At 40.2% G+C, this 22,382-nt stretch carries 21 protein-coding genes; 13 read left to right on the top strand and 8 right to left on the bottom strand.

All coding sequences use genetic code 11. The annotated features are described in order from the left end of the window. Positions 1–96: 96 nt before the first annotated feature. From HMPREF2885_RS09170 to sdbB, 9 genes are all read left to right on the top strand, one after another. Positions 97–3,198 (top strand): DNA polymerase III subunit alpha, encoded by a 3,102-nt coding sequence (locus HMPREF2885_RS09170; RefSeq protein WP_070657876.1) that lies wholly within the window; start codon positions 97–99, stop codon positions 3,196–3,198. Between the two features lie 81 nt (positions 3,199–3,279). After that, positions 3,280–4,287: a 6-phosphofructokinase gene (pfkA, locus tag HMPREF2885_RS09165; protein ID WP_049500615.1), complete on the top strand. Its 1,008-nt coding sequence runs from the start codon at positions 3,280–3,282 to the stop codon at positions 4,285–4,287. 66 nt (positions 4,288–4,353) lie between these two features. After that, positions 4,354–5,859 (top strand): pyruvate kinase, encoded by a 1,506-nt coding sequence (pyk, locus tag HMPREF2885_RS09160; RefSeq protein WP_049500613.1) that lies wholly within the window; start codon positions 4,354–4,356, stop codon positions 5,857–5,859. A 160-nt stretch (positions 5,860–6,019) separates the two neighbouring features. Next, the gene (locus HMPREF2885_RS09155; protein WP_049500611.1) at positions 6,020–7,279 is read left to right on the top strand and encodes a UDP-N-acetylglucosamine 1-carboxyvinyltransferase; all 1,260 of its coding nucleotides are present in this window, start codon (positions 6,020–6,022) and stop codon (positions 7,277–7,279) included. Between the two features lie 15 nt (positions 7,280–7,294). Beyond that, positions 7,295–7,846 (top strand): GNAT family N-acetyltransferase, encoded by a 552-nt coding sequence (locus HMPREF2885_RS09150; protein WP_065371741.1) that lies wholly within the window; start codon positions 7,295–7,297, stop codon positions 7,844–7,846. Further along, on the top strand, positions 7,839–9,116 hold the full coding sequence (gene spxR, locus HMPREF2885_RS09145) for a CBS-HotDog domain-containing transcription factor SpxR (RefSeq protein WP_000033808.1): 1,278 nt from the start codon (positions 7,839–7,841) through the stop codon (positions 9,114–9,116). The genes HMPREF2885_RS09150 and spxR overlap by 8 nt, the downstream gene beginning before the upstream one ends. 15 nt (positions 9,117–9,131) lie before the next feature. Next, positions 9,132–9,992: a methionyl aminopeptidase gene (locus HMPREF2885_RS09140; protein ID WP_000631553.1), complete on the top strand. Its 861-nt coding sequence runs from the start codon at positions 9,132–9,134 to the stop codon at positions 9,990–9,992. A gap of 127 nt (positions 9,993–10,119) precedes the next feature. Continuing rightward, positions 10,120–10,827 carry a thiol-disulfide oxidoreductase-associated membrane protein CcdA2 gene (gene ccdA2 / locus HMPREF2885_RS09135; RefSeq protein ID WP_000443809.1) on the top strand — a complete coding sequence of 236 codons (708 nt, stop codon included), beginning with the start codon at positions 10,120–10,122 and terminating at the stop codon, positions 10,825–10,827. An 11-nt stretch (positions 10,828–10,838) separates the two neighbouring features. Next, positions 10,839–11,384 carry a thiol-disulfide oxidoreductase-associated lipoprotein SdbB gene (gene sdbB, locus HMPREF2885_RS09130; RefSeq protein WP_000755591.1) on the top strand — a complete coding sequence of 182 codons (546 nt, stop codon included), beginning with the start codon at positions 10,839–10,841 and terminating at the stop codon, positions 11,382–11,384. Positions 11,385–11,413: 29 nt separating this feature from the next. On the opposite strand, the gene pbp3 is transcribed toward sdbB, so the two are convergent. Further along, the gene (pbp3, locus tag HMPREF2885_RS09125) at positions 11,414–12,655 is read right to left on the bottom strand and encodes a D-alanyl-D-alanine carboxypeptidase PBP3 (protein WP_070657873.1); all 1,242 of its coding nucleotides are present in this window, start codon (positions 12,653–12,655) and stop codon (positions 11,414–11,416) included. A gap of 104 nt (positions 12,656–12,759) precedes the next feature. Here pbp3 and HMPREF2885_RS09120 point away from each other — a divergent pair, with 104 nt between their 5' ends. The 4 genes from HMPREF2885_RS09120 (at position 12,760) to ffh (ending at position 17,381) form a co-directional block, all read left to right on the top strand. After that, positions 12,760–13,893, top strand: a complete 1,134-nt coding sequence (locus tag HMPREF2885_RS09120; protein ID WP_049500278.1) for an AI-2E family transporter — start codon at positions 12,760–12,762, stop codon at positions 13,891–13,893. 235 nt (positions 13,894–14,128) lie between these two features. Continuing rightward, the gene (gene tuf, locus HMPREF2885_RS09115; RefSeq protein WP_001040720.1) at positions 14,129–15,325 is read left to right on the top strand and encodes an elongation factor Tu; all 1,197 of its coding nucleotides are present in this window, start codon (positions 14,129–14,131) and stop codon (positions 15,323–15,325) included. Positions 15,326–15,465: 140 nt separating this feature from the next. Continuing rightward, entirely contained in the window at positions 15,466–15,798 is a 333-nt protein-coding gene (locus HMPREF2885_RS09110; RefSeq protein ID WP_000402066.1) for a putative DNA-binding protein, read from the top strand. Positions 15,799–15,809: 11 nt separating this feature from the next. Beyond that, positions 15,810–17,381, top strand: a complete 1,572-nt coding sequence (gene ffh, locus HMPREF2885_RS09105) for a signal recognition particle protein (protein WP_049500276.1) — start codon at positions 15,810–15,812, stop codon at positions 17,379–17,381. A 139-nt stretch (positions 17,382–17,520) separates the two neighbouring features. On the opposite strand, the gene HMPREF2885_RS09100 is transcribed toward ffh, so the two are convergent. The 7 genes from HMPREF2885_RS09100 to HMPREF2885_RS09070 form a co-directional block, all read right to left on the bottom strand. Then, positions 17,521–18,756, bottom strand: coding sequence for a tyrosine-type recombinase/integrase (locus HMPREF2885_RS09100; RefSeq protein WP_049500274.1), 1,236 nt, complete (start codon positions 18,754–18,756; stop codon positions 17,521–17,523). A 14-nt stretch (positions 18,757–18,770) separates the two neighbouring features. After that, positions 18,771–18,974 carry a DUF3173 domain-containing protein gene (locus HMPREF2885_RS09095; protein WP_001086263.1) on the bottom strand — a complete coding sequence of 68 codons (204 nt, stop codon included), beginning with the start codon at positions 18,972–18,974 and terminating at the stop codon, positions 18,771–18,773. Further along, the gene (locus HMPREF2885_RS09090; protein ID WP_049500273.1) at positions 18,967–19,563 is read right to left on the bottom strand and encodes a replication protein; all 597 of its coding nucleotides are present in this window, start codon (positions 19,561–19,563) and stop codon (positions 18,967–18,969) included. The genes HMPREF2885_RS09095 and HMPREF2885_RS09090 overlap by 8 nt, the downstream gene beginning before the upstream one ends. Positions 19,564–19,693: 130 nt before the next feature. Further along, a complete protein-coding gene (locus HMPREF2885_RS09085) occupies positions 19,694–20,305 on the bottom strand; it encodes a hypothetical protein (RefSeq protein WP_000592630.1) in 612 nt (203 codons plus the stop codon). Then, positions 20,305–21,390, bottom strand: a complete 1,086-nt coding sequence (locus HMPREF2885_RS09080; RefSeq protein ID WP_049500271.1) for an AAA family ATPase — start codon at positions 21,388–21,390, stop codon at positions 20,305–20,307. The genes HMPREF2885_RS09085 and HMPREF2885_RS09080 overlap by 1 nt, the downstream gene beginning before the upstream one ends. Beyond that, complete coding sequence (locus tag HMPREF2885_RS09075) at positions 21,390–21,710, bottom strand: hypothetical protein (RefSeq protein ID WP_000985761.1); 321 nt, start codon at positions 21,708–21,710, stop codon at positions 21,390–21,392. The genes HMPREF2885_RS09080 and HMPREF2885_RS09075 overlap by 1 nt, the downstream gene beginning before the upstream one ends. Before the next feature lie 146 nt (positions 21,711–21,856). After that, the gene (locus tag HMPREF2885_RS09070) at positions 21,857–22,342 is read right to left on the bottom strand and encodes a helix-turn-helix domain-containing protein (protein ID WP_049500268.1); all 486 of its coding nucleotides are present in this window, start codon (positions 22,340–22,342) and stop codon (positions 21,857–21,859) included. Between the last annotated feature and the right edge of the window lie 40 nt (positions 22,343–22,382).

Raw genomic sequence — 22,382 nt, 5'->3', positions numbered from 1 at the left:
TGTAACTGATGATATTGAAAAGAAAGTGCAGAGTTGCTTCAATATCCAGCTTAAAATGGTATAATAGTAGTAAAACGAAAGCAAGGAGGAGAAGAAATGATTGCACAGCTCGACACCAAGACTGTTTATAGTTTTATGGAAAGTGTGGTTTCGATTGAAAAATATGTACAAATGGCTAAAGAATACGGCTATTCTCACCTTGCTATCATGGATGTGGATAATCTCTATGGAGCCTATCATTTTCTAGAAGCAACTCGTAAGCATGGCATTCAACCTTTAATTGGTTTAGAAATGACCTTGGTCAAAGATGAGGAGAATCTCTCTCTACGTTTTCTAGCCCTATCCACTAAAGGTTATCAAGAGTTGATGAAGTTATCCACTTTAAAAATGACTGGACGGAAAAATTGGTCTGACTTCACCTCCCACCTCGAAGATGTTGCTATTATTGTTCCCTATTTTAATGGGGTCGAACAGTTGGATTTGGGGGTTGATTATTTTATCGGTGTTAGTCCAGATACTCCTCAAGAAGTCTTTATAAGACCCATTCTTCCACTCTATCAAGTCAACTCTTTTGAAAAAGAAGACCTACAGGTTTTACAAATTTTGTCAGCAGTCAAGGAAAATGTCAGCCTGAGAGAAGTGGATCTACATTCACAACAGGGGATTTTTTTACCTGCCTCAGACCTGGAAGCACGTTTTATGAATCGCTTCCCTCAGGCTCTTGCCAATCTCCAAGGTCTGATAGAAAATGTTAGCTATCAAATCGACCCAAGTTTAAAACTCCCTCGCTTTAATCCTGAAAGACCAGCGGTCGAAGAACTTAGAGAGAGGGCTGAGAAAGGTTTGAGTGACAAGGGGCTAACCTCAGCTATTTATCATGAGCGACTAAATGAAGAATTAGCTGTGATTCATGATATGGGCTTTGACGACTATTTCCTTGTAGTTTGGGATTTGCTCCGTTTTGGACGTTCCCAAGGTTACTATATGGGAATGGGGCGTGGATCTGCTGTAGGTAGTTTGGTCGCCTACTCACTGGATATTACAGGGATTGATCCAGTTGAGAAGAACCTGATTTTCGAGCGCTTTTTAAATCGTGAGCGTTACACCATGCCCGATATCGATATCGACATTCCAGACCTTTATAGACCAGAGTTCATTCGTTATGTTCGTGATCGCTATGGCAGTCAACACGTGGCGCAGATTGTCACTTATTCGACCTTTGGAGCAAAACAGGCAATTCGTGATGTTTTCAAACGCTATGGCGTTCCAGAGTACGAATTAACAAATATTACGAAAAAAATCAGTTTCCGAGATACGCTAACGACGGCCTATGAAAAGAATTTGCAATTTAGACAGGTCATCAATAGCAAGATTGAATATCAAAAAGCTTTTGAGATTGCTCGAAAGATTGAAGGTTATCCTCGTCAGACCTCTATCCATGCGGCAGGAGTCGTTATGAGTGACCAAGATTTGACGGACTATATTCCTCTAAAATATGGTGAGGATATGCTCATCACCCAGTATGATGCTCATGGTGTTGAAGCCAATGGACTTCTAAAAATGGATTTCCTCGGTTTACGTAACCTGACTTTTGTCCAAAAAATGCAGGAATTGCTTGCGGAGTCAGAGGGTGTTCATCTAAAAATCGAAGAGATTGATCTGGAAGACAGTGAAACTTTAGCCCTCTTTGTAGCTGGAAATACCAAAGGTATTTTCCAATTTGAACAACCAGGAGCCATTCGACTCTTGAAACGAGTTCAGCCGCAAGTCTTTGAAGAGGTAGTAGCAACGACATCCCTCAATAGACCGGGGGCAAGTGATTATATTGATAATTTTGTCGCTCGTAAGCATGGTAAAGAAAAGGTGACGGTGTTAGACCCTGCCTTAGAAGACATCCTTTCATCAACCTACGGTATTATGCTCTATCAAGAGCAGGTCATGCAGGTAGCTCAACGCTTTGGAGGATTCAGTCTTGGTAAAGCCGACATTCTCAGACGTGCCATGGGTAAGAAAAATGCCAAAGAGATGCATCTGATGAAGGAAGATTTTATCACAGGAGCTATGAAATTGGGGCATACAGAAGAAAAGGCCAACCAAGTTTTTGCAGTGATGGAAAAGTTTGCAGGCTATGGATTTAACCGATCCCACGCTTATGCCTACTCAGCACTGGCATTCCAACTAGCTTATTTCAAGACACACTATCCTGCTATTTTCTTTCAAGTTATGTTGAACTATTCTAGCAGTGATTACATTGTAGATGCATTGCAGATGGGCTTTGAAGTAGCTCCCTTAGCAATAAACAGCGTTCCCTATCATGATAAAATTGCTCATAAGAAAATCTATCTTGGTCTAAAAGCCATTAAGGGAATGCCAAGAGATTTGTCTTACTGGATTATTGAAAATCGTCCTTTCTCAAGCATTGAAGATTTCGTCACACGTCTTCCCAAGAATTACAAGAAACTGTCGCTTCTAACGCCTTTGGTTGAACTGGGGCTTTTTGATGAATTTGACAAGAATCGTCAGAAAATCTTAGTGAACCTACCAAACTTATTTGTCTTTGTTGAGGAGTTGGGTGGACTCTTTGCGGATACAAATTATAGTTGGACTGAAGCTGATGATTTTACTGAGGCAGAGAAATTTTACAAAGAGCAGGAACTGATTGGGGTAGGTATCAGTCCCCATCCTCTCCAAACTCTTGCCAAACAAGCCCTATATCCGACCACTCCAATCACTAATCTAACCGAGGGAGCTCAAGCCACTCTCCTAGTTGAAGTGCAAAAGATTAAAGTGATTCGAACCAAGAAAGGCGAGAGTATGGCTTTTCTACAGGTTCATGATAGTAAGTCTCGGATGGATGTAACTGTATTTTCAGACCAATATAGAAAATTTGCTTCCAATTTATCCGAAGGGAAATTTTACTACATCAATGGCAAAGTTCAATCTCGAGATGGTCGTCTGCAAATGATTGCACAAGATTTGAAAGAAGCAGTGGCGGAACGATTCTGGATTCAAGTTAAAAATCATGAAAATGATAAAGAGATTTCAAATATCCTAGAACAATACAAAGGCCCAATCCCTGTCATTATCAGGTATGAAGAGGAAGGAAAAACGGTTGTTTCTACACAACATTATGTAAGAAAAGATTCTGCTCTAGAGGAAAAATTAGAGGGAATTGCTATGAAAACGATTTATCGCTAAAAATACGGAAAATAGAAGAATTTTCGATTTAAATGTGGTATAATCAGTAAGAATGTTAAAAGAAAAAGGAGCATAAACCAAATGAAACGTATTGCTGTTTTGACCAGTGGTGGAGACGCCCCTGGTATGAATGCTGCCATCCGTGCAGTAGTTCGTCAAGCAATCTCAGAAGGAATGGAAGTTTTTGGTATCTATGATGGGTACGCTGGTATGGTTGCCGGTGAAATTTATCCACTTGATGCTGCTTCAGTGGGAGACATCATTTCACGTGGTGGTACTTTCCTTCACTCTGCTCGTTACCCTGAGTTTGCACAACTTGAAGGCCAACTTAAAGGGATTGAGCAATTGAAAAAACACGGTATCGAAGGAGTCGTAGTTATCGGTGGAGACGGTTCTTATCACGGAGCTATGCGCTTGACGGAACATGGATTCCCAGCTATCGGACTTCCAGGAACTATTGATAACGATATCGTAGGGACTGATTTCACAATTGGATTTGATACTGCAGTTACGACTGCTATGGATGCGATTGATAAGATTCGTGATACGTCATCAAGTCACCGTCGTACTTTCGTTGTTGAAGTAATGGGACGTAACGCTGGCGATATCGCTCTTTGGGCAGGTATCGCAACTGGTGCTGACGAAATCATCATCCCTGAAGAAGACTTCAAGATGGAAGATATCGTTGCAAGCATCAAAGCTGGTTATGAATGTGGTAAGAAACACAACATCATCGTTTTGGCTGAGGGAGTTATGTCTGCGAATGAGTTTGGTAAGAAACTCAAGGAAGCTGGAGACACTAGTGACCTTCGTGTAACTGAACTTGGACACATCCAACGTGGTGGTTCACCAACCGCTCGTGACCGTGTATTAGCATCACGCATGGGTGCACACGCTGTTAAACTTCTTAAACAAGGAATCGGTGGTGTTGCTGTCGGTATTCGTAACGAGAAAATGGTTGAAAATCCAATTCTTGGAACAGCAGAAGAGGGAGCTTTGTTTAGCTTAACAGCTGATGGTAAAATTGTCGTTAACAACCCTCACAAAGCTGATCTTGAACTTTCTGACTTGAACAAGAACTTGTCATAATCAACTTTAACTAATCTGGTAAAATGACCATTAAAGGTCGAATTATATAAAGGAGTCACAAAAATCATGAACAAACGTGTAAAAATCGTTGCAACTTTGGGTCCTGCGGTTGAAATCCGTGGTGGTAAAAAATTCGGTGAAGACGGATACTGGGGTGAAAAACTTGACGTTGAAGCTTCAGCTCAAAATATTGCTAAATTGATTGAAGCAGGAGCAAACACTTTCCGTTTCAACTTCTCACACGGTGATCACCAAGAACAAGGTGAGCGTATGGCAACTGTTAAACTTGCTGAGAAACTTGCAGGTAAAAAAGTTGGTTTCCTTCTTGATACTAAAGGGCCTGAAATCCGTACAGAATTGTTTGAAGGTGACGCAAAAGAGTACTCTTACAAAACTGGTGAAAAAATCCGTGTTGCAACTAAACAAGGAATCAAATCAACTCGTGATGTGATTGCTTTGAACGTTGCTGGTGCTCTTGATATCTACGATGATGTTGAAGTTGGTCACCAAGTTTTGGTTGACGATGGTAAATTGGGTCTTCGTGTTTTCGCAAAAGACGATGCAACTCGTGAATTTGAAGTAGTCGTTGAAAATGACGGTATCATTGCTAAGCAGAAAGGTGTAAACATCCCTAACACTAAAATTCCTTTCCCAGCTCTTGCTGAACGTGATAACGATGATATCCGTTTCGGTTTGGAACAAGGTATCAACTTCATCGCGATTTCATTCGTACGTACTGCAAAAGACGTCGACGAAGTTCGTGCAATCTGTGAAGAAACTGGTAATGGTCACGTTCAATTGTTTGCAAAAATCGAAAACCAACAAGGTATCGATAACTTGGATGAAATCATTGAAGCTGCTGACGGTATCATGATCGCCCGTGGTGACATGGGTATCGAAGTACCATTCGAAATGGTTCCAGTTTATCAAAAAATGATCATCACTAAAGTGAACGCAGCAGGTAAAGTTGTTATCACAGCAACAAACATGCTTGAAACAATGACTGAAAAACCACGTGCAACTCGTTCAGAAGTATCAGACGTATTTAACGCTGTTATCGACGGAACTGACGCTACAATGCTTTCAGGTGAGTCTGCAAACGGTAAATACCCACTTGAGTCAGTAACAACAATGGCTACAATTGACAAGAACGCACAAACTCTTCTTAACGAATACGGACGTTTAAACTCAGATACATTCGAACGTAACTCTAAGACAGAAGTTATGGCTTCAGCTGTTAAAGATGCTACTAACTCAATGAACATCAAATTGGTTGTTACTCTTACTAAGACTGGTCACACAGCTCGTTTGATTTCTAAATACCGTCCAAATGCTGATATCTTGGCATTGACATTTGACGAATTAACAGAGCGTGGATTGATGTTGAACTGGGGTGTTATCCCGATGTTGACAGACACTCCATCATCAACTGATGACATGTTTGAAATTGCTGAACGTAAAGCAGTTGAAGCAGGTCTTGTACAATCTGGTGATGATATCGTTATCGTTGCTGGTGTACCAGTTGGAGAAGCTGTTCGTACAAACACAATGCGTATCCGCACAGTACGTTAATCTAACATTAAAACCTATCATTTCAGGCTGAAAAGCTTGAGTGATAGGTCTTTTTTTATCAAAATGAGATGGTATTTAGTAAATAGGAATGGGAAAAAACTGAAAATTATGGTATAATAGAACGAAAAGACCTTTTTAGTAAATTTTGAAAGAGTAAAACATGAGAAAAATTGTCATCAATGGTGGACGTCCATTGCAAGGTGAGATCACCATTAGTGGTGCTAAAAATAGTGTTGTAGCGCTTATTCCAGCTATTATCTTATCAGATGATATTGTCACTTTAGATTGCGTTCCAGATATTTCAGACGTTGCTAGTCTTGTCGAAATCATGGAGATTATGGGGGCGACTGTTAAGCGTTATGAGGATGTCTTGGAGATTGATCCAAGAGGTGTTCAAAACATTCCTATGCCTTATGGCAAGATTAATAGCTTGCGTGCTTCTTATTATTTCTACGGAAGTCTTTTAGGTCGCTTTGGTGAAGCAACAGTTGGCCTTCCTGGCGGATGTGATCTGGGACCTCGTCCAATTGACCTTCACTTAAAAGCCTTTGAAGCCATGGGTGCTAAGGTCAGCTATGAGGGAGATAATATGAATTTATCTGCTCAAGGTAAGGGACTTCATGGCGCAAGTATTTACATGGATACCGTCAGCGTTGGAGCAACGATTAACACGATGATTGCTGCGGTTAAAGCTAAGGGGCGTACTGTCATTGAAAATGCGGCTCGTGAACCGGAAATTATCGATGTTGCTACTCTTTTGAACAACATGGGGGCCCATATTCGTGGTGCAGGAACTGATATTATCATTATTGATGGTGTTGAGAAACTTCATGGAACTCGTCACCAAGTAATCCCAGACCGTATCGAAGCTGGAACCTATATTTCACTTGCTGCAGCGGTAGGAAAAGGAATTCGCATTAACAACGTTCTCTATGAACACTTAGAAGGGTTTATCGCCAAACTAGAGGAAATGGGCGTTCGTATGACGGTCTCAGAAGACAGCATCTTCGTTGAAGAACAGTCCGATTTGAGAGCCATCAATATCAAAACTGCACCCTATCCTGGGTTTGCAACTGATTTGCAACAGCCTATCACGCCACTTTTACTAACTGCCCAAGGTCGTGGAACCATTATTGATACGATTTATGAGAAACGTGTTAACCATGTCTTTGAGTTATCAAAAATGGATGCGGATATTACGACTACAAACGATCACATTATTTACAACGGTGGTCGTAACTTACACGGAGCAAGTGTAAAAGCTACAGACTTGCGAGCTGGTGCTGCACTTGTCATCGCTGGCTTGATGGCTCAAGGCCAGACTGAAATTACGAATATTGAGTTTATCCTTCGTGGCTACTCAGATATTATTGAAAAATTGCGTAGTCTTGGAGCGGATATTACACTCGTTGAAGACTAAGCCGTTGAGGTGATTATGAATATTTGGACCAAATTAGCAATGTTTTCTTTTTTTGAAACGGAGCGCTTGTATTTGCGTCCTTTCTTTTTTAGTGACAGTCAAGCGTTTTTCGAGATTGCTTCAAACCCTGAGAATTTACAGTTTATTTTTCCCAGTCAAGCAAGTTTGGAAGAAAGTCAGTACGCCCTTGCTAACTATTTTATGAAGAATCCTCTGGGTGTTTGGGCAATTTGTCTTCAAGGAGATCAGGAAATGATTGGCTCCATTAAATTTGAAAAAATCGATGAAATCAAAAAAGAAGCAGAAATTGGTTACTTCTTAAAAAAGGATTCTTGGTCACAAGGTTTTATGACAGAAGTGGTTACAAAGCTTTGTCAGCTTTCCTTTGAAGAATTTGGTTTAAAACAATTATCCATCATCACTCATCTGGAGAATCAAGCTAGTCAAAAAGTAGCCTTAAAATCAGGCTTTAGCCTCGTCCGACAGTTTAAGGGAAGCGATCGCTATACACGAAAAATGAGGGACTATCTTGAATTTCGATACATAAAAGGAGAATTCAATGAGTAAACACCAGGAAATTTTGTCCTATCTGGAAGAGTTGCCAATTGGGAAGAGAGTTAGCGTTCGCAGTATTTCCAATCACCTAGGTGTTAGTGACGGAACAGCCTACCGAGCTATCAAAGAAGCTGAAAATCGTGGAATTGTTGAAACTCGGCCACGTAGTGGAACTATACGGGTCAAGTCCCAGAAAGTGGCTATTGAGAGGCTAACCTATGCTGAAATTGCTGAAGTCACCTCATCTGAAGTTTTAGCTGGTCAGGAAGGGTTGGAGAGAGAGTTTAGCAAATTCTCCATTGGGGCTATGACAGAGCAAAATATCCTGTCTTATCTCCATGATGGCGGTCTTTTGATTGTAGGTGACCGTACTCGTATTCAACTTTTAGCCTTGGAAAATGAAAATGCAGTCCTTGTAACAGGTGGTTTTCATGTCCAAGATGATGTTCTTGAGTTGGCTAATAAAAAAGGGATTCCAGTTCTGAGGAGTAAACATGACACTTTTACAGTAGCGACCATGATTAACAAAGCCCTCTCAAATGTTCAAATCAAAACCGATATTCTGACAGTCGAAAAGCTCTATCGTCCCAGTCATGAGTATGGTTTTTTGAGAGAAACGGATACAGTCAAAGACTATCTAGACTTGGTCCGTAAGAACAGAAGTAGCCGTTTCCCAGTTATTAACCAACACCAAGTGGTTGTTGGGGTTGTTACCATGCGTGATGCGGGAGATAAGTCACCCAGCACAACGATTGACAAGGTGATGACGCGGAGCATCTTCGTAACAGGCTTAGCGACTAATATTGCCAATGTCAGTCAACGAATGATTGCAGAAGATTTTGAGATGGTTCCCGTTGTCAGAAGTAACCAAACCCTACTCGGTGTCGTAACACGACGAGATGTCATGGAAAAGATGAGCCGTTCTCAAGTTTCTGCTTTGCCGACTTTCTCAGAGCAAATCGGGCAAAAACTCTCTTATCATCATGATGAAGTCGTCATAACTGTTGAGCCCTTCATGCTGGAGAAAAATGGTGTCCTTGCTAATGGAGTCTTGGCTGAAATCCTCAACCATATGACCCAAGACCTCGTTGTCAATAGCGGACGTAATCTCATCATTGAGCAGATGTTGATTTATTTCTTGCAGGCTGTGCAGATAGATGATACTCTGCGGATTCTGGCTCGGATTATTCACCACACGAGACGCTCAGCTATTATTGATTATGATATTTATCATGGGCATCAGATTGTTTCAAAAGCAAATGTTACGGTTAAAATTAATTAGAATCTAGGAGAAAAAATGATAACTTTAAAATCAGCACGTGAAATCGAAGCCATGGACAAGGCTGGTGATTTCCTAGCAAGTATCCATATTGGCTTACGTGATTTGATTAAGCCAGGCGTGGATATGTGGGAAGTTGAAGAGTACGTTCGTCGACGTTGTAAAGAGGAGAATTTCCTTCCTTTACAGATTGGTGTGGATGGGGCAGTTATGGATTATCCCTATGCCACTTGTTGCTCTCTTAATGACGAAGTAGCTCACGCTTTCCCACGTCATTACATCTTGAAAGATGGCGATTTGCTCAAGGTTGACATGGTACTGGGTGGTCCGATTGCCAAATCCGACCTCAATGTCTCTAAACTTAACTTCAACAATGTTGAACAAATGAAAAAATACACCCAAAGTTATACTGGTGGTTTAGCTGACTCATGTTGGGCTTATGCGGTTGGTACACCGTCTGAAGAAGTGAAAAAACTGATGGACGTAACCAAGGAAGCTATGTATGTAGGAATTGAGCAAGCAGTTGTCGGCAATCGTATCGGTGATATTGGTGCAGCCATTCAAGAATATGCTGAAAGTCGCGGTTACGGTGTCGTACGTGATTTGGTTGGTCATGGTGTTGGTCCAACTATGCACGAAGAGCCAATGGTTCCTAACTACGGTATTGCAGGCCGTGGACTCCGTCTCCGTGAAGGAATGGTGCTGACTATTGAACCCATGATCAATACTGGTGACTGGGAAATCGATACAGATATGAAGACTGGCTGGGCTCATAAGACTATAGATGGCGGCCTGTCTTGCCAATATGAACATCAGTTTGTGATTACTAAAGACGGTCCTGTTATCTTGACTAGTCAAGGTGAAGAAGGAACGTATTAAAATGAAAGGAGCTTAGCTCCTTTTTTTGTGTCAACTTTAGTCAAAATAAATAAGCGTAGCAGACTTCTTACAAATTTATTCTTTTGTAGTAAAATAGGATTAGAATTTTGAGAAAGTAGGTAATTCGTTGGAGTCGATTATATTTCTAGTATCCGTTTTTTTAGCAGGTATCCTGTCCTTCTTTTCACCCTGCATCTTTCCTTTGCTACCTGTCTATGCTGGTATTTTACTGGATGATCAGGGAAATTCGAAAAGCTTTCGCTTTTTTGGAAGAGACGTTGCATGGTCTGGTTTAATTCGAACCTTGTGCTTTATTGCAGGAATCTCCCTCATTTTCTTTATTTTGGGATTTGGAGCTGGATTCCTAGGGCACATGCTCTATGCAGACTGGTTTCGTTATGCTATGGGAATAGTCATTATTCTTTTAGGGTTTCACCAGATGGAAATCTTGCATTTCAATAAACTGGAGATTCAAAAGACAGTCACCTTCAAACAATCAAAGTCGAATCACTATCTGTCAGCCTTTTTACTTGGGATAACCTTTAGTTTTGGTTGGACCCCTTGTATCGGACCCGTTTTAAGTTCGGTCTTGGCTCTGGCGGCTTCAGGTGGTAATGGTGCTTGGCAAGGAGCCGTGTTAACATTAGTATACACATTGGGAATGGCCCTTCCTTTCATTGTTTTGGCCTTGGCTTCGGGCTGGATTATGCCCTATTTTAGTAAATTAAAACCCCATATGATTCTACTAAAGAAAATCGGCGGAGCTTTGATTATTTTGATGGGATTGTTATTAATGCTAGGGCAGTTAAATGCCTTGTCAGGAATTCTTGGATAAAAGGAGAAAAAATGAAAAAAGTTATTTTTGCTGGATTGAGCCTCATGTCTCTATTTTTGTTGATTGCCTGTGGTGAAAAAGAAACCAAACAGACAAGCAGTCCCAAACAGCCTGCTGTACAACAAATCGCAGTCGGTAAGGATGCGCCAGACTTCACCTTGCAGTCTATGGATGGCAAAGAAGTCAAGTTATCAGACTATAAAGGGAAAAAGGTCTATTTAAAATTCTGGGCTTCTTGGTGTGGACCATGTAAAAAAAGCATGCCTGAGTTGATGGAACTAGCTGCCAAACAAGATCGAGACTTTGAAATCTTGAGTGTCATTGCACCTGGTTTACAAGGTGAAAAAACAGTTCAAGACTTTCCAAAATGGTACCAAGAACAAGGCTACAAGGATATTCCAGTTCTATATGATACGCAAGCAACTACCTTCCAAGCCTACCAAATTCGTAGTATTCCAACAGAATACTTGATTGACAGTCAAGGTAAAATCGGAAAAATCCAATTTGGTGCTATTAGCAACGCTGATGCAGAAGCGGCTTTTAAAGAAATGAAATAAAGAAAAAATCGCGATTGTTCGCGATTTTTTTATAGTTTTTCATTGATAAAGCGGATAAATTGATTCCACCAAACCTTCAAAAAGAAGGCTTTTTCTACTTTCTTTTCAGAAACCATTTCAAAAGATGGTTTGTCGGAAGTAAGATAACCTTGGCCAATCAAATCCTGATCATCATAGGTTAGAGTACCAACAACCTTGCCTTCTTTCAATGGAGCCATTTCTGATGTTGATTTCGGTGTGAATTGGAGGGCTGGTGTAGTACCGCTTCCGATGCGTTGGACGATGGAAATATCTGACTTAGCGACAGCTGTCACATTGTCTTCTTTACCATCAAGAACTGTTACTTTACTATCGTTGTATGCTTCACCTTTCGGAACGACAGTTTTTAAGGCAAAGTTTGCAGAAATATAATCTAAAAGTGCAGAAGTTGCGGTAAAACGTGCATAAGGGTTGGTATCTTGTTGATCTGCATTCAGAACAACCGTAATAATACGCATCCCTTTCTCGACAGTTGTCCCAACGAATGAAGCACCAGCTTTATCAGTAGTACCTGTCTTTAGTCCATCAATACCACCACGATAGGCTGGCATTCCCTCCAACATATAGTTGGTTGAGTGGATTTCAAGTCCTGCAAAGGTAGAAGTTGGTTTTTTGGTGATCTCCAAAACTTGAGGATAATCTCGGATGAGGTTACGAGCGACGATTGAAACATCGTAGGCACTCAACTTGTTTTCATCGTCTTTCTTTGAACCAGGATAGATATTATCGCCAAGGGTCTCATTATTTAAACCAGTAGTGTTTACAATAGTTGCATCTTGAATTCCCCATTCAAGAAGTTTAGCCCTCATCTTGTCTACAAAGTCTTTCTCAGAACCAGCAATCTTTTCTGCTAGTGCAATCGCAGCGCTGTTCGCGCTGGATACCATTGTAGCCTCTAATAGCTGTTCAACAGTATAATTTCGAGCTTCCATAGGGACGTTACTCGCCTCAGAATTAGTTGTAAGTTTGTAAGGATAGTCCGAAATATCAACAGGTGTAGATAGGCTGATAGTTCCTTGTTCCAGAGCTTCATAGACCAGATAAACTGTAACCAGTTTTGTAATAGAAGCAATTTCTACAGGCTGATTTGCATCTTTTTCATAGAGGATTTTTCCAGTTGTAGCCTCTACAGCAATAGCATGTTTAGCAGCAACATCAAACTCCTGAGCAGAAACAGTAGAAGCTGTTCCAAAAACTAAAAGTGTCATAAAAGATAAAATTATTTTTTTCATATTAGCTTTATTTTATCATAAAGAAAAAAAATATTCTCGCTTTTTTACTAAAGCCATCTTATCTTTTTCAGAAATGTGGTAAAATAGAGAGAAGGAGGATACCTATGTTCCGTAGAAACAAATTATTTTTTTGGACAGCTGAAATTTTATTATTAACACTGATTTTCTATCTTTGGAGAGAAATGGGAGCCATCATTACTCCCTTTGTTACGGTTGTGAATACCATCATGATTCCATTTTTGCTTGGTGGATTTTTTTACTACATTACAAATCCAGTCGTTACTTTCTTAGAAAAGAGATGTAAGATCAATCGTCTAATTGGTGTCTTGGTCACTCTTTGTGCCTTGATTGGTGCTATCGTTGTAGGGGTCGTTTATCTCTTGCCGATTTTGATTAATCAGTTGACCAGCTTGATTATTTCTAGTCAAAATATCTATAGTAGACTACAAGATTTGATCATCGATTTGTCCATGAATCCAGTCTTCCAAAATATTGATATTCAACAAACAATTCAACAACTGAATCTCTCCTATGTGGATATCCTCCAGAATATCCTGAATAGCGTCAGCAACAGTTTAGGAAGCGTTCTTTCAGCCTTGTTTAGTACAGTTCTGATTCTCATTATGACCCCTGTATTCTTGATTTATTTCTTGTTGGATGGTCATAAGTTGCTACCAATGTTGGAACGTACCGTCTTAAAACATGACAAATTGAATCTTTCTAGCCTTTTAACCAATCTCAATACAACTATAGCGCGCTATATCAGTGGAATTGCGATTGATGCGGTTATTATTGGATGTTTAGCCTATATTGGCTATAGCGTTATCGGATTAAAGTACGCCCTAGTTTTTGCTATTTTCTCTGGAATCGCAAATTTGATTCCTTATGTTGGTCCAAGTATTGGCTTGATTCCAATGGTGATTGCCAATGTGTTCACGGATCCTCATCGTATGTTGATTGCAGTTGCTTATATGCTTATTATTCAACAGATTGATGGAAATGTTCTCTATCCACGCATCGTTGGAGGGGTTATGAAAGTACACCCGATTACGATTTTGGTGCTCCTTTTACTGTCAAGTAATATCTATGGTGTCATAGGGATGGTCGTAGCAGTACCTACTTACTCCATTTTTAAAGAAATTACTAAGTTCCTAGCGAAATTATATGAAAACCATAAAGAAGCTCATAAAGAAGCTCATAAAGAAGCTAAGGAACTGGAAAAAACAGAATCAAATTAAAATCAGGGAAACCTGATTTTTTTGATGAAAATACTATCTCCCAACAAAAAGAAGTTTGAATTCATATTGCCATAAAGAAGCAGAAGAACAGGATTTGATAAGATTTAGATTAATTCACAAAATATGTGTAAAACACTTGCAATTTAGCAGAAATTTGATAAAATAGTAAGGAAAGTTAGACTGTATTGCCTACTGTCTATCTATAAAATATATTTTATTGGAGGCTTTTACTCAAATGGCAAAAGAAAAATATGATCGTAGTAAACCACACGTTAACATTGGTACTATCGGACACGTTGACCACGGTAAAACTACTTTGACTGCAGCTATCACAACTGTATTGGCACGTCGCTTGCCTTCAGCAGTTAACCAACCAAAAGACTATGCGTCTATCGATGCTGCTCCAGAAGAACGCGAACGCGGTATCACTATCAACACTGCGCACGTTGAGTACGAAACTGAAAAACGTCACTACGCTCACATCGACGCTCCAGGACACGCGGACTACGTTAAAAACATGATCACTGGTGCCGCTCAAATGGACGGAGCTATCCTTGTAGTAGCTTCAACTGACGGACCAATGCCACAAACTCGTGAGCACATCCTTCTTTCACGTCAGGTTGGTGTTAAACACCTTATCGTCTTCATGAACAAAATTGACTTGGTAGACGACGAAGAATTGCTTGAATTGGTTGAAATGGAAATCCGTGACCTCTTGTCAGAATACGACTTCCCAGGTGACGATCTTCCAGTTATCCAAGGTTCAGCTCTTAAAGCTCTTGAAGGTGACTCTAAATACGAAGACATCATCATGGAATTGATGAACACTGTTGATGAGTACATCCCAGAACCAGAACGTGACACTGAAAAACCATTGCTTCTTCCAGTCGAAGACGTATTCTCAATCACTGGACGTGGTACAGTTGCTTCAGGACGTATCGACCGTGGTACTGTTCGTGTCAACGACGAAATCGAAATCGTTGGTATCAAAGAAGAAACTCAAAAAGCAGTTGTTACTGGTGTTGAAATGTTCCGTAAACAACTTGACGAAGGTCTTGCTGGAGATAACGTAGGTGTCCTTCTTCGTGGTGTTCAACGTGATGAAATCGAACGTGGACAAGTTATCGCTAAACCAGGTTCAATCAACCCACACACTAAATTTAAAGGTGAAGTCTACATCCTTACTAAAGAAGAAGGTGGACGTCACACTCCATTCTTCAACAACTACCGTCCACAATTCTACTTCCGTACTACTGACGTTACAGGTTCAATCGAACTTCCTGCAGGTACTGAAATGGTAATGCCTGGTGATAACGTGACTATCGACGTTGAGTTGATCCACCCAATCGCCGTAGAACAAGGTACTACATTCTCTATCCGTGAGGGTGGACGTACTGTTGGTTCAGGTATGGTTACAGAAATCGAAGCTTAATTCGATTAAGTTCCCAGAAGAACAATTATTTAAGTCAGACACTAAAAGAATCTTGCCTTGCAAGGTTCTTTTTTCTTCTTACTCTATTTGAAGTGCTTCTACTCTAGCAGTATAATCGTTTTTTTGGTATAATAAAAGTTATGGAAATCGAAAAAACCAATCGTATGAACGCCCTTTTTGAATTTTATGCGGCGCTTTTGACAGACAAGCAGATGAACTATATAGAACTCTATTATGCTGATGATTATAGTCTTGCTGAGATTGCTGAAGAGTTCGGTGTCAGTCGTCAGGCTGTCTATGATAATATCAAGCGGACGGAAAAGATTCTAGAAGATTATGAGATGAAATTGCACATGTATTCGGACTACATTGTCCGCAGTCAGATTTTTGACCAGATCTTGGAGCGTTATCCCAAGGATGACTTTCTGCAGGAGCAGATAGAAATTTTAACAAGTATTGATAATAGAGAATAAGAGGAAGAAAAATGGCATTTGAAAGTTTAACAGAACGTTTACAGAACGTCTTTAAAAATCTACGTAAAAAAGGAAAAATATCTGAGGCTGATGTCCAGGAAGCGACCAAAGAGATTCGTTTGGCCTTGCTGGAAGCCGACGTTGCTTTGCCTGTTGTAAAGGACTTTATCAAGAAGGTTCGTGAACGTGCAATCGGACATGAGGTCATTGATACCCTCAATCCTGCCCAACAGATTATCAAAATCGTTGATGAGGAACTCACAGCCGTTTTAGGTTCTGATACAGCTGAGATTATCAAGTCACCAAAAATTCCAACCATTATCATGATGGTCGGTTTACAGGGGGCTGGTAAAACAACCTTTGCTGGTAAGCTGGCTAATAAACTCAAGAAGGAAGAAAATGCACGTCCTTTGATGATTGCGGCAGATATTTATCGTCCAGCAGCCATCGATCAGTTGAAAACACTTGGACAACAAATTGATGTTCCTGTCTTTGCACTTGGAACAGAAGTGCCTGCTGTTGAAATTGTTCGCCAAGGTTTGGAGCAAGCGCAAGCCAACCATAACGACTATGTCTTGATTGATACGGCAGGTCGATTGCAGATTGATGAGCTCTTGATGAACGAGCTTCGTGACGTTAAGGCCTTAGCCCAACCAAACGAAATCCTCCTTGTCATTGATGCCATGATCGGTCAGGAAGCGGCTAATGTTGCCCGTGAGTTTAATGCTCAGTTGGAAGTAACTGGTGTCATCCTTACCAAGATTGATGGAGACACACGTGGTGGTGCGGCTCTGTCTGTTCGTCATATCACTGGTAAACCAATCAAGTTCACTGGTACGGGTGAAAAGATTACAGATATCGAAACCTTCCACCCAGACCGTATGTCAAGCCGTATCCTTGGTATGGGGGATATGTTGACCTTGATTGAGAAAGCTTCTCAGGAATACGATGAGCAAAAAGCCCTTGAAATGGCTGAGAAGATGCGTGAAAACACCTTTGATTTCAATGATTTCATCGATCAATTGGATCAGGTGCAAAACATGGGGCCAATGGAAGACTTACTCAAGATGATTCCAGGTATGGCTAACAATCCTGCCCTTCAAAATATGAAGGTGGATGAGCGTCAGATTGCGCGCAAACGTGCCATCGTATCTTCCATGACACCTGAAGAACGTGAAAATCCTGATCTGTTAAATCCAAGTCGTCGCCGTCGTATCGCTGCTGGTTCTGGTAATACCTTTGTCGAAGTCAATAAATTTATCAAGGACTTTAACCAGGCTAAACAGCTCATGCAAGGTGTCATGTCTGGAGATATGAATAAAATGATGAAGCAAATGGGAATCAATCCCAATAACCTTCCTAAAAATATGCCAAATATGGGAGGAATGGATATGTCTGCCCTTGAAGGCATGATGGGACAGGGTGGCATGCCGGATATGTCAGCTCTCGGAGGAGCAGGAATGCCAGATATGAGCCAGATGTTTGGTGGTGGACTAAAAGGTAAAATCGGTGAATTTGCCATGAAACAGTCTATGAAACGCATGGCCAACAAAATGAAAAAAGCGAAGAAAAAACGCAAATAAAAAAGGGAAGCAGAAGTGCTTACCTAAAAAAGAACTCTGAATCCGATTCAGAGTTCTTTTGTGTTTGATTGGTTTATTCCCACTCAACGACTAAATAAGGTCGTCAAATCGTTTATATAACAGTGTTTTTAGCGTGTGTTTATGATTTTGGAGACAGTTTTGGAGACTCTCTCAGTATTGCTTGATTTCCATTGAAATTAACTTTTGTATTTTTAGCGTGTTGTATATTGATTAATCCAGTCATTTCATTAGCCAGTTCCTTATCAACTCCTGACCACATATGAGCATAGTGCTTCAAAATGATCTCTGGACTTGAGTGTCCTAGTCGTTTTGAAACGATCAGCACCGATGCGTTAAGCTCGTTAATAAGGTAGGATGCGTGAGAATGTCGTAAACCTTTTGCTTGAATCAATGGGACATTTGCTAATTTGGCATAACGCTTAATGATTCTTGAAATGGTTGATTTAAGCATAGGGTTACCATCGTAACTTAAAACAAAATTTACTTTTCCAAGTTCAGATTGACGTTCTTTCCATGCTTTCAAGATTTGGATGGTATCATCATCTAAAGTAACGATACGGAGACCAGCATCTGTTTTAGTGTGGTTCTGTCTTTGCCAATTATTCTTATTAGTCATAATCAGCATATGAGCCACTCTGAGCTCTTTTTTCTCAAAATCAATATCGTTCCACCAGATTGCTGTTCCTTCGTTCACACGCACCCCGGTACAGAAGTAGAGCCACAGCATAACAAAGCATAAATGCTCATAGAAATCAGAAATGCAGATATTGCTAATAACTTCTTCAAAGTCGTTTTTTGTCCAATACTCAGCGATACTTTTCCCTTTTGGAATAGATTTTACTTTCATTGAAACATTCTTCTGTAGATATTGCATATCAACAGCAAAATCCAATGACTTTCTAAAAGTTCCAAAAGTAAGACCTGCATAGGCTTGCGAATAATTACCACCATTTTTAGCTAATAGCCATGTTCTAAAGTTCTGAACTTCACGAACAGTTATGTCTTTGAGTTTTTTCTTCCCAAATCGATTGAAAACAATTTTTAAGGACGGCTGACGTGTTGCATAAGTATGTTCGCTTACTTCTGACTGATAGTAAGGTAAATAAACTGTATTCATGAACTGCTCATAAGTCATATCGTAATTAGAGTATCCATCTGACTGAAGATAGTCATTTTTGACCCTAATCGCTTCTGTATAGGCTTCTTTTGCAGTAGTGAATTTTTTACCATTTGAGTCTTTACGAGACTTTTTCTTGATACGTTTACCAGTGATTTTATCGTTACCTAGGCTAACTTCATAGTAGAATTGACCTTTATCATCAATATACACATCTTGGAAGTTTGTTTTAGCCATAAATTACCTACTTTCTATTCGTTCAGTAACTTAAAGCCAAGAATCTCCTCAACAGCTTCGATTGGAACAGTTCCTAATCGTCTATTGTTGTAAATGGTATACCCTTGTTGTACCATATTCAACTTAGTTTGTCTAATAATTTGTTGAGCTGTAGCTTTTGCGTAGCCTAGTTTAACCAAATCATCAGAAGTAATAGTCAACAGATTTTTACTATTCATTTTCTTCCTCCTTCTTGATATTGTTACGCTGAGGATTGCAACGCCGAGAATCAAGATACTTAGCAAAGAAGTAGGTACGTTCAATGATGAGCCCAAGAAGGGGAGTATGATTCGCACGTGCATACCATACTAGCTCTTCAAACTCAGTGAAGTCATTCTGTTCAATGATATCCACCACCTCTTGCATGAAGTCATCTGAGTTCATCTCTACAAGGAACTTATCAAGGTTAAATCCACAGCCTACCTCAATATCATTCAGATCATATTGCGTTTTATCCTTATTCTCAGCGTGGGTAAAGTAGTCAAAGAGTCCTTTTGGAGATTGGACAACTTCCACGTGAGAAGGGCCGTTCAGCTTATCTTTGATTAGTTCAGATACTTGTTTGTAGCTCTTGAGTGAATCGAAGAAGAATGCTCTGTGTTTGTGAGCCTTTTTCAATTCTCCTGTTTGGCGATTGATGTCTTTATCGTGCCACGGGCTCAAGATAAAGGGAATATGCAATTCTTCAAGAATTACAAGATAGTCTGCAGGGGCGCTCTCTTTGTAGAATAAGAATGTCCACTTGCTAGAACGTTGTTCTTTTGCCATTTTTCACCTCATTTCTGTGATTACTGATTATTGGATAAATGGGGGGGCGTAGTAACCCCCATTTATCTTGGTCAATAGAAAAGAAGGGAGCTATTTGGCTACTGCTAAACGCAAGCCATAGCCCCCTCTTTTACCGTTTTTTACCAACTAACCAAAGGTTATTGCGACCCCGATTAGGTGCAGAGAAGTAGTAGTCAGGATGCTGACTAGATACTTCCTCTTTTAGTTGGGAAGTCATATCACTCAAGACTTTTTGCCCCTGCTGGTCTCTTGGGACTTTAATGAATACTCTGACTTCATCTTTTTGGATGTCTACAACACTCTTACGAGCACAACGATTGAAGCTGCCGTTGATTGGGTTGTGGGTTGTAATGGTTTGGTTATCTATTTTTGTGACTTTCTCTGATTTTTCACGTTGTGTCAGGAAATTACGGAGCTTGAAAGTGTGGTAGATGGATTTGAAATAGTTGAAAAGATTATCAAATCGAACACGATTCATGATTTCAAGCGTAACGGATGCAAACAATGCACCTAGTAAGTAGCTCATAACCGTATAAGAGTATTGGCTTCCCATTGTTAGATAGCTACTGACTTGCGAAAGGTCAAGGGCGATAGGAAGCGTTAGGGCAATAGTGCTCGCTAGAAAGTCTAATGACCATCCAAGAAATCCTGTTATAAGTGAAAAGAGAATCAAGTAGATGTTGAGGTTGTAAGTCCTCATGAAGAATGATTTTTTTATCATTAGAGAATACCTTCCGTTGTGTAGTATGTAGGACAAAGTAGTGGGAGTACCTGATAGGGATGCTCATTGTCAATGACCTGTATCAAGCCAGTGCCGTGTCCAGTCGGAATAACAATACCTTCAGGATTTAGGTCAGGGAACAAAAATTGAACAGATTTGCTATTTATATTTCCAATCTGAATTAGAACATTAAGCTGTTCCCGTACTGATACTGGAATCGTGGTGTGGTCAAATCGCTGGCTTACTAAGAGCAAGTGAATTTTTGTAGCCCGTCCAAGTAGAGCAATTTGTGACAAAAGAGAGAAAAAAGATTCCTTGATTGCCTTATTGACTCCCTCTGAAAGAGCCAGTACCTCGTCTATGACAATTGTGAGATGTGCGAATTCATGACGGGGATTGTCATATAGAATTGCTTGACGTTGTTGAATCAGATTTAGGCATTGACTTAAACTCTCATTGACCTCTGAAACGAAATCAGACTTAGAACGGTTCTCCACGGGATGAATGACTGCTATTTTGTGTTCGCGAGCCCAACGACTTGGGGAATCAAACTTAGGGTCTACGATGATGAGGTCGCTCTGATTTTTGAGAACGGAGAGCAGGTAGGTAAGGGCATAACTTTTCCCTGAGCCCGAGTTTCCACAGATAGCCATGTGGTTCACCTTATCAAGATTGAGAGTAAAATTTTCCATAATTGGAATCTGATTCTTTGGTAGGTTGGATGTGTATTTGTCAAGGTCAGGGATGACCAAACGTTTTGAGATACCCACCTTCCAAGGGAAGAAGAGTCCACGCTGAACATGAATGTCATCTGTCTTGAGAGGGATAAAGTAAGTGGCATTCTGTTTCAGAAGTGTATAGTGAAGGTACAAGGAAGCGTTAGCAATCAAGAATATTTTGTTATAGAGTTCATCATCTAGGATGTAGGTACAAGGAAGCCTAGGGATGAAGATGAAGCCACCCTCTTGAATGACAATATTGAAGCTATTGGTGTAGCTTGTTTCCCCCTGCATCAGAGCCCCAAGAGCCATGTTGAGGCTCTGGAGCAAGTAAGATTGCAGGACAGTATCTGCTTTAGTTGCCATTATTTGACCTCCTTGATACCGTCAGCTTTGAAGTAGACATTGTAGCGAACCTCAACGGCTTGGAGATTTTCAAATTCAATCAAGCTTAGAAATTCAGGAAGTTTGACCTTGTCTTCAAATTTTACTTGGAAAGGTTCAAGCCCTTCTTGAACAAAGGTTGCCTTGTAGGCGATAATCTCACCGGTTGGCTTTCCATCTTCAAAGAGTTGTTGGGGTTCAAGCTCAGTGCTTAAACTGTGAATCGGTTTAGTAGGAATGACATATTCCGTTGCAGTTGTGGCTGAGTAGCCATCTTTCTTGTGTTTGGTTTTAATTGCCATGGGTTTTATCCTCCTTTATGGCTTAATTGTTTTGTTAGGGGGACGTGCTCAGTTTGAATCGTGAGCTGGACTGTCTTAGCTAAGTACATATCTATGATAGACGTTTTAGACTTTTCTTGATTTCAAGATTTTTGAAAGTGTAGCACTCAAAGTTGTGCTACGAGTGAGACGAATTCGATTAACCATTCAACTAGGCTATCAGCAATTTGGTAAGATGTTTCTTCCTTTGGAAAATCAGGGAAGAAATCATATAATTCAGTTGCCAAGGTTGAGAGATTTTGTTGAATACCTTTCTTTTTGGATTTGAAAAGATGCTTTGTGGAATCGTGTCCTTCAGAAAGAATAAGTTCTGTCAATTGAGTAATGAGAAACTTGCAAAAGTCAATACTAGGGAAGAAAACACTCTTTACATTAGGAAGATTTAGTGTTTCTTGCAAGGCATCTACAGTGTCTAAGGTAATATTTCGTTTACCTCTTAGGATTTGACTAACGGCAGGAGCAGAGATTTCTATAGGTTCATCAAAATTATAATAAAAGATACTGTTCTGAGCTTTACCTTGCTCAATCAATTCTTGTTTGATAGCTTGACCAAGTAATTCACAATAGAGAGTTTTAACTTTAGCTTTTAGCATAAGTTGTCCTTTCCTGTCCTCAGACGGAAAGAAACAAATG

The organism is Streptococcus sp. HMSC062H02 (genome assembly GCF_001813005.1).
In the GTDB taxonomy this organism is placed as follows: Bacteria; Bacillota; Bacilli; order Lactobacillales; family Streptococcaceae; genus Streptococcus; species Streptococcus oralis_S.
Note: the sequence above shows the minus strand (reverse complement) of the source record. Positions and strands in the feature narration are given on the sequence as shown.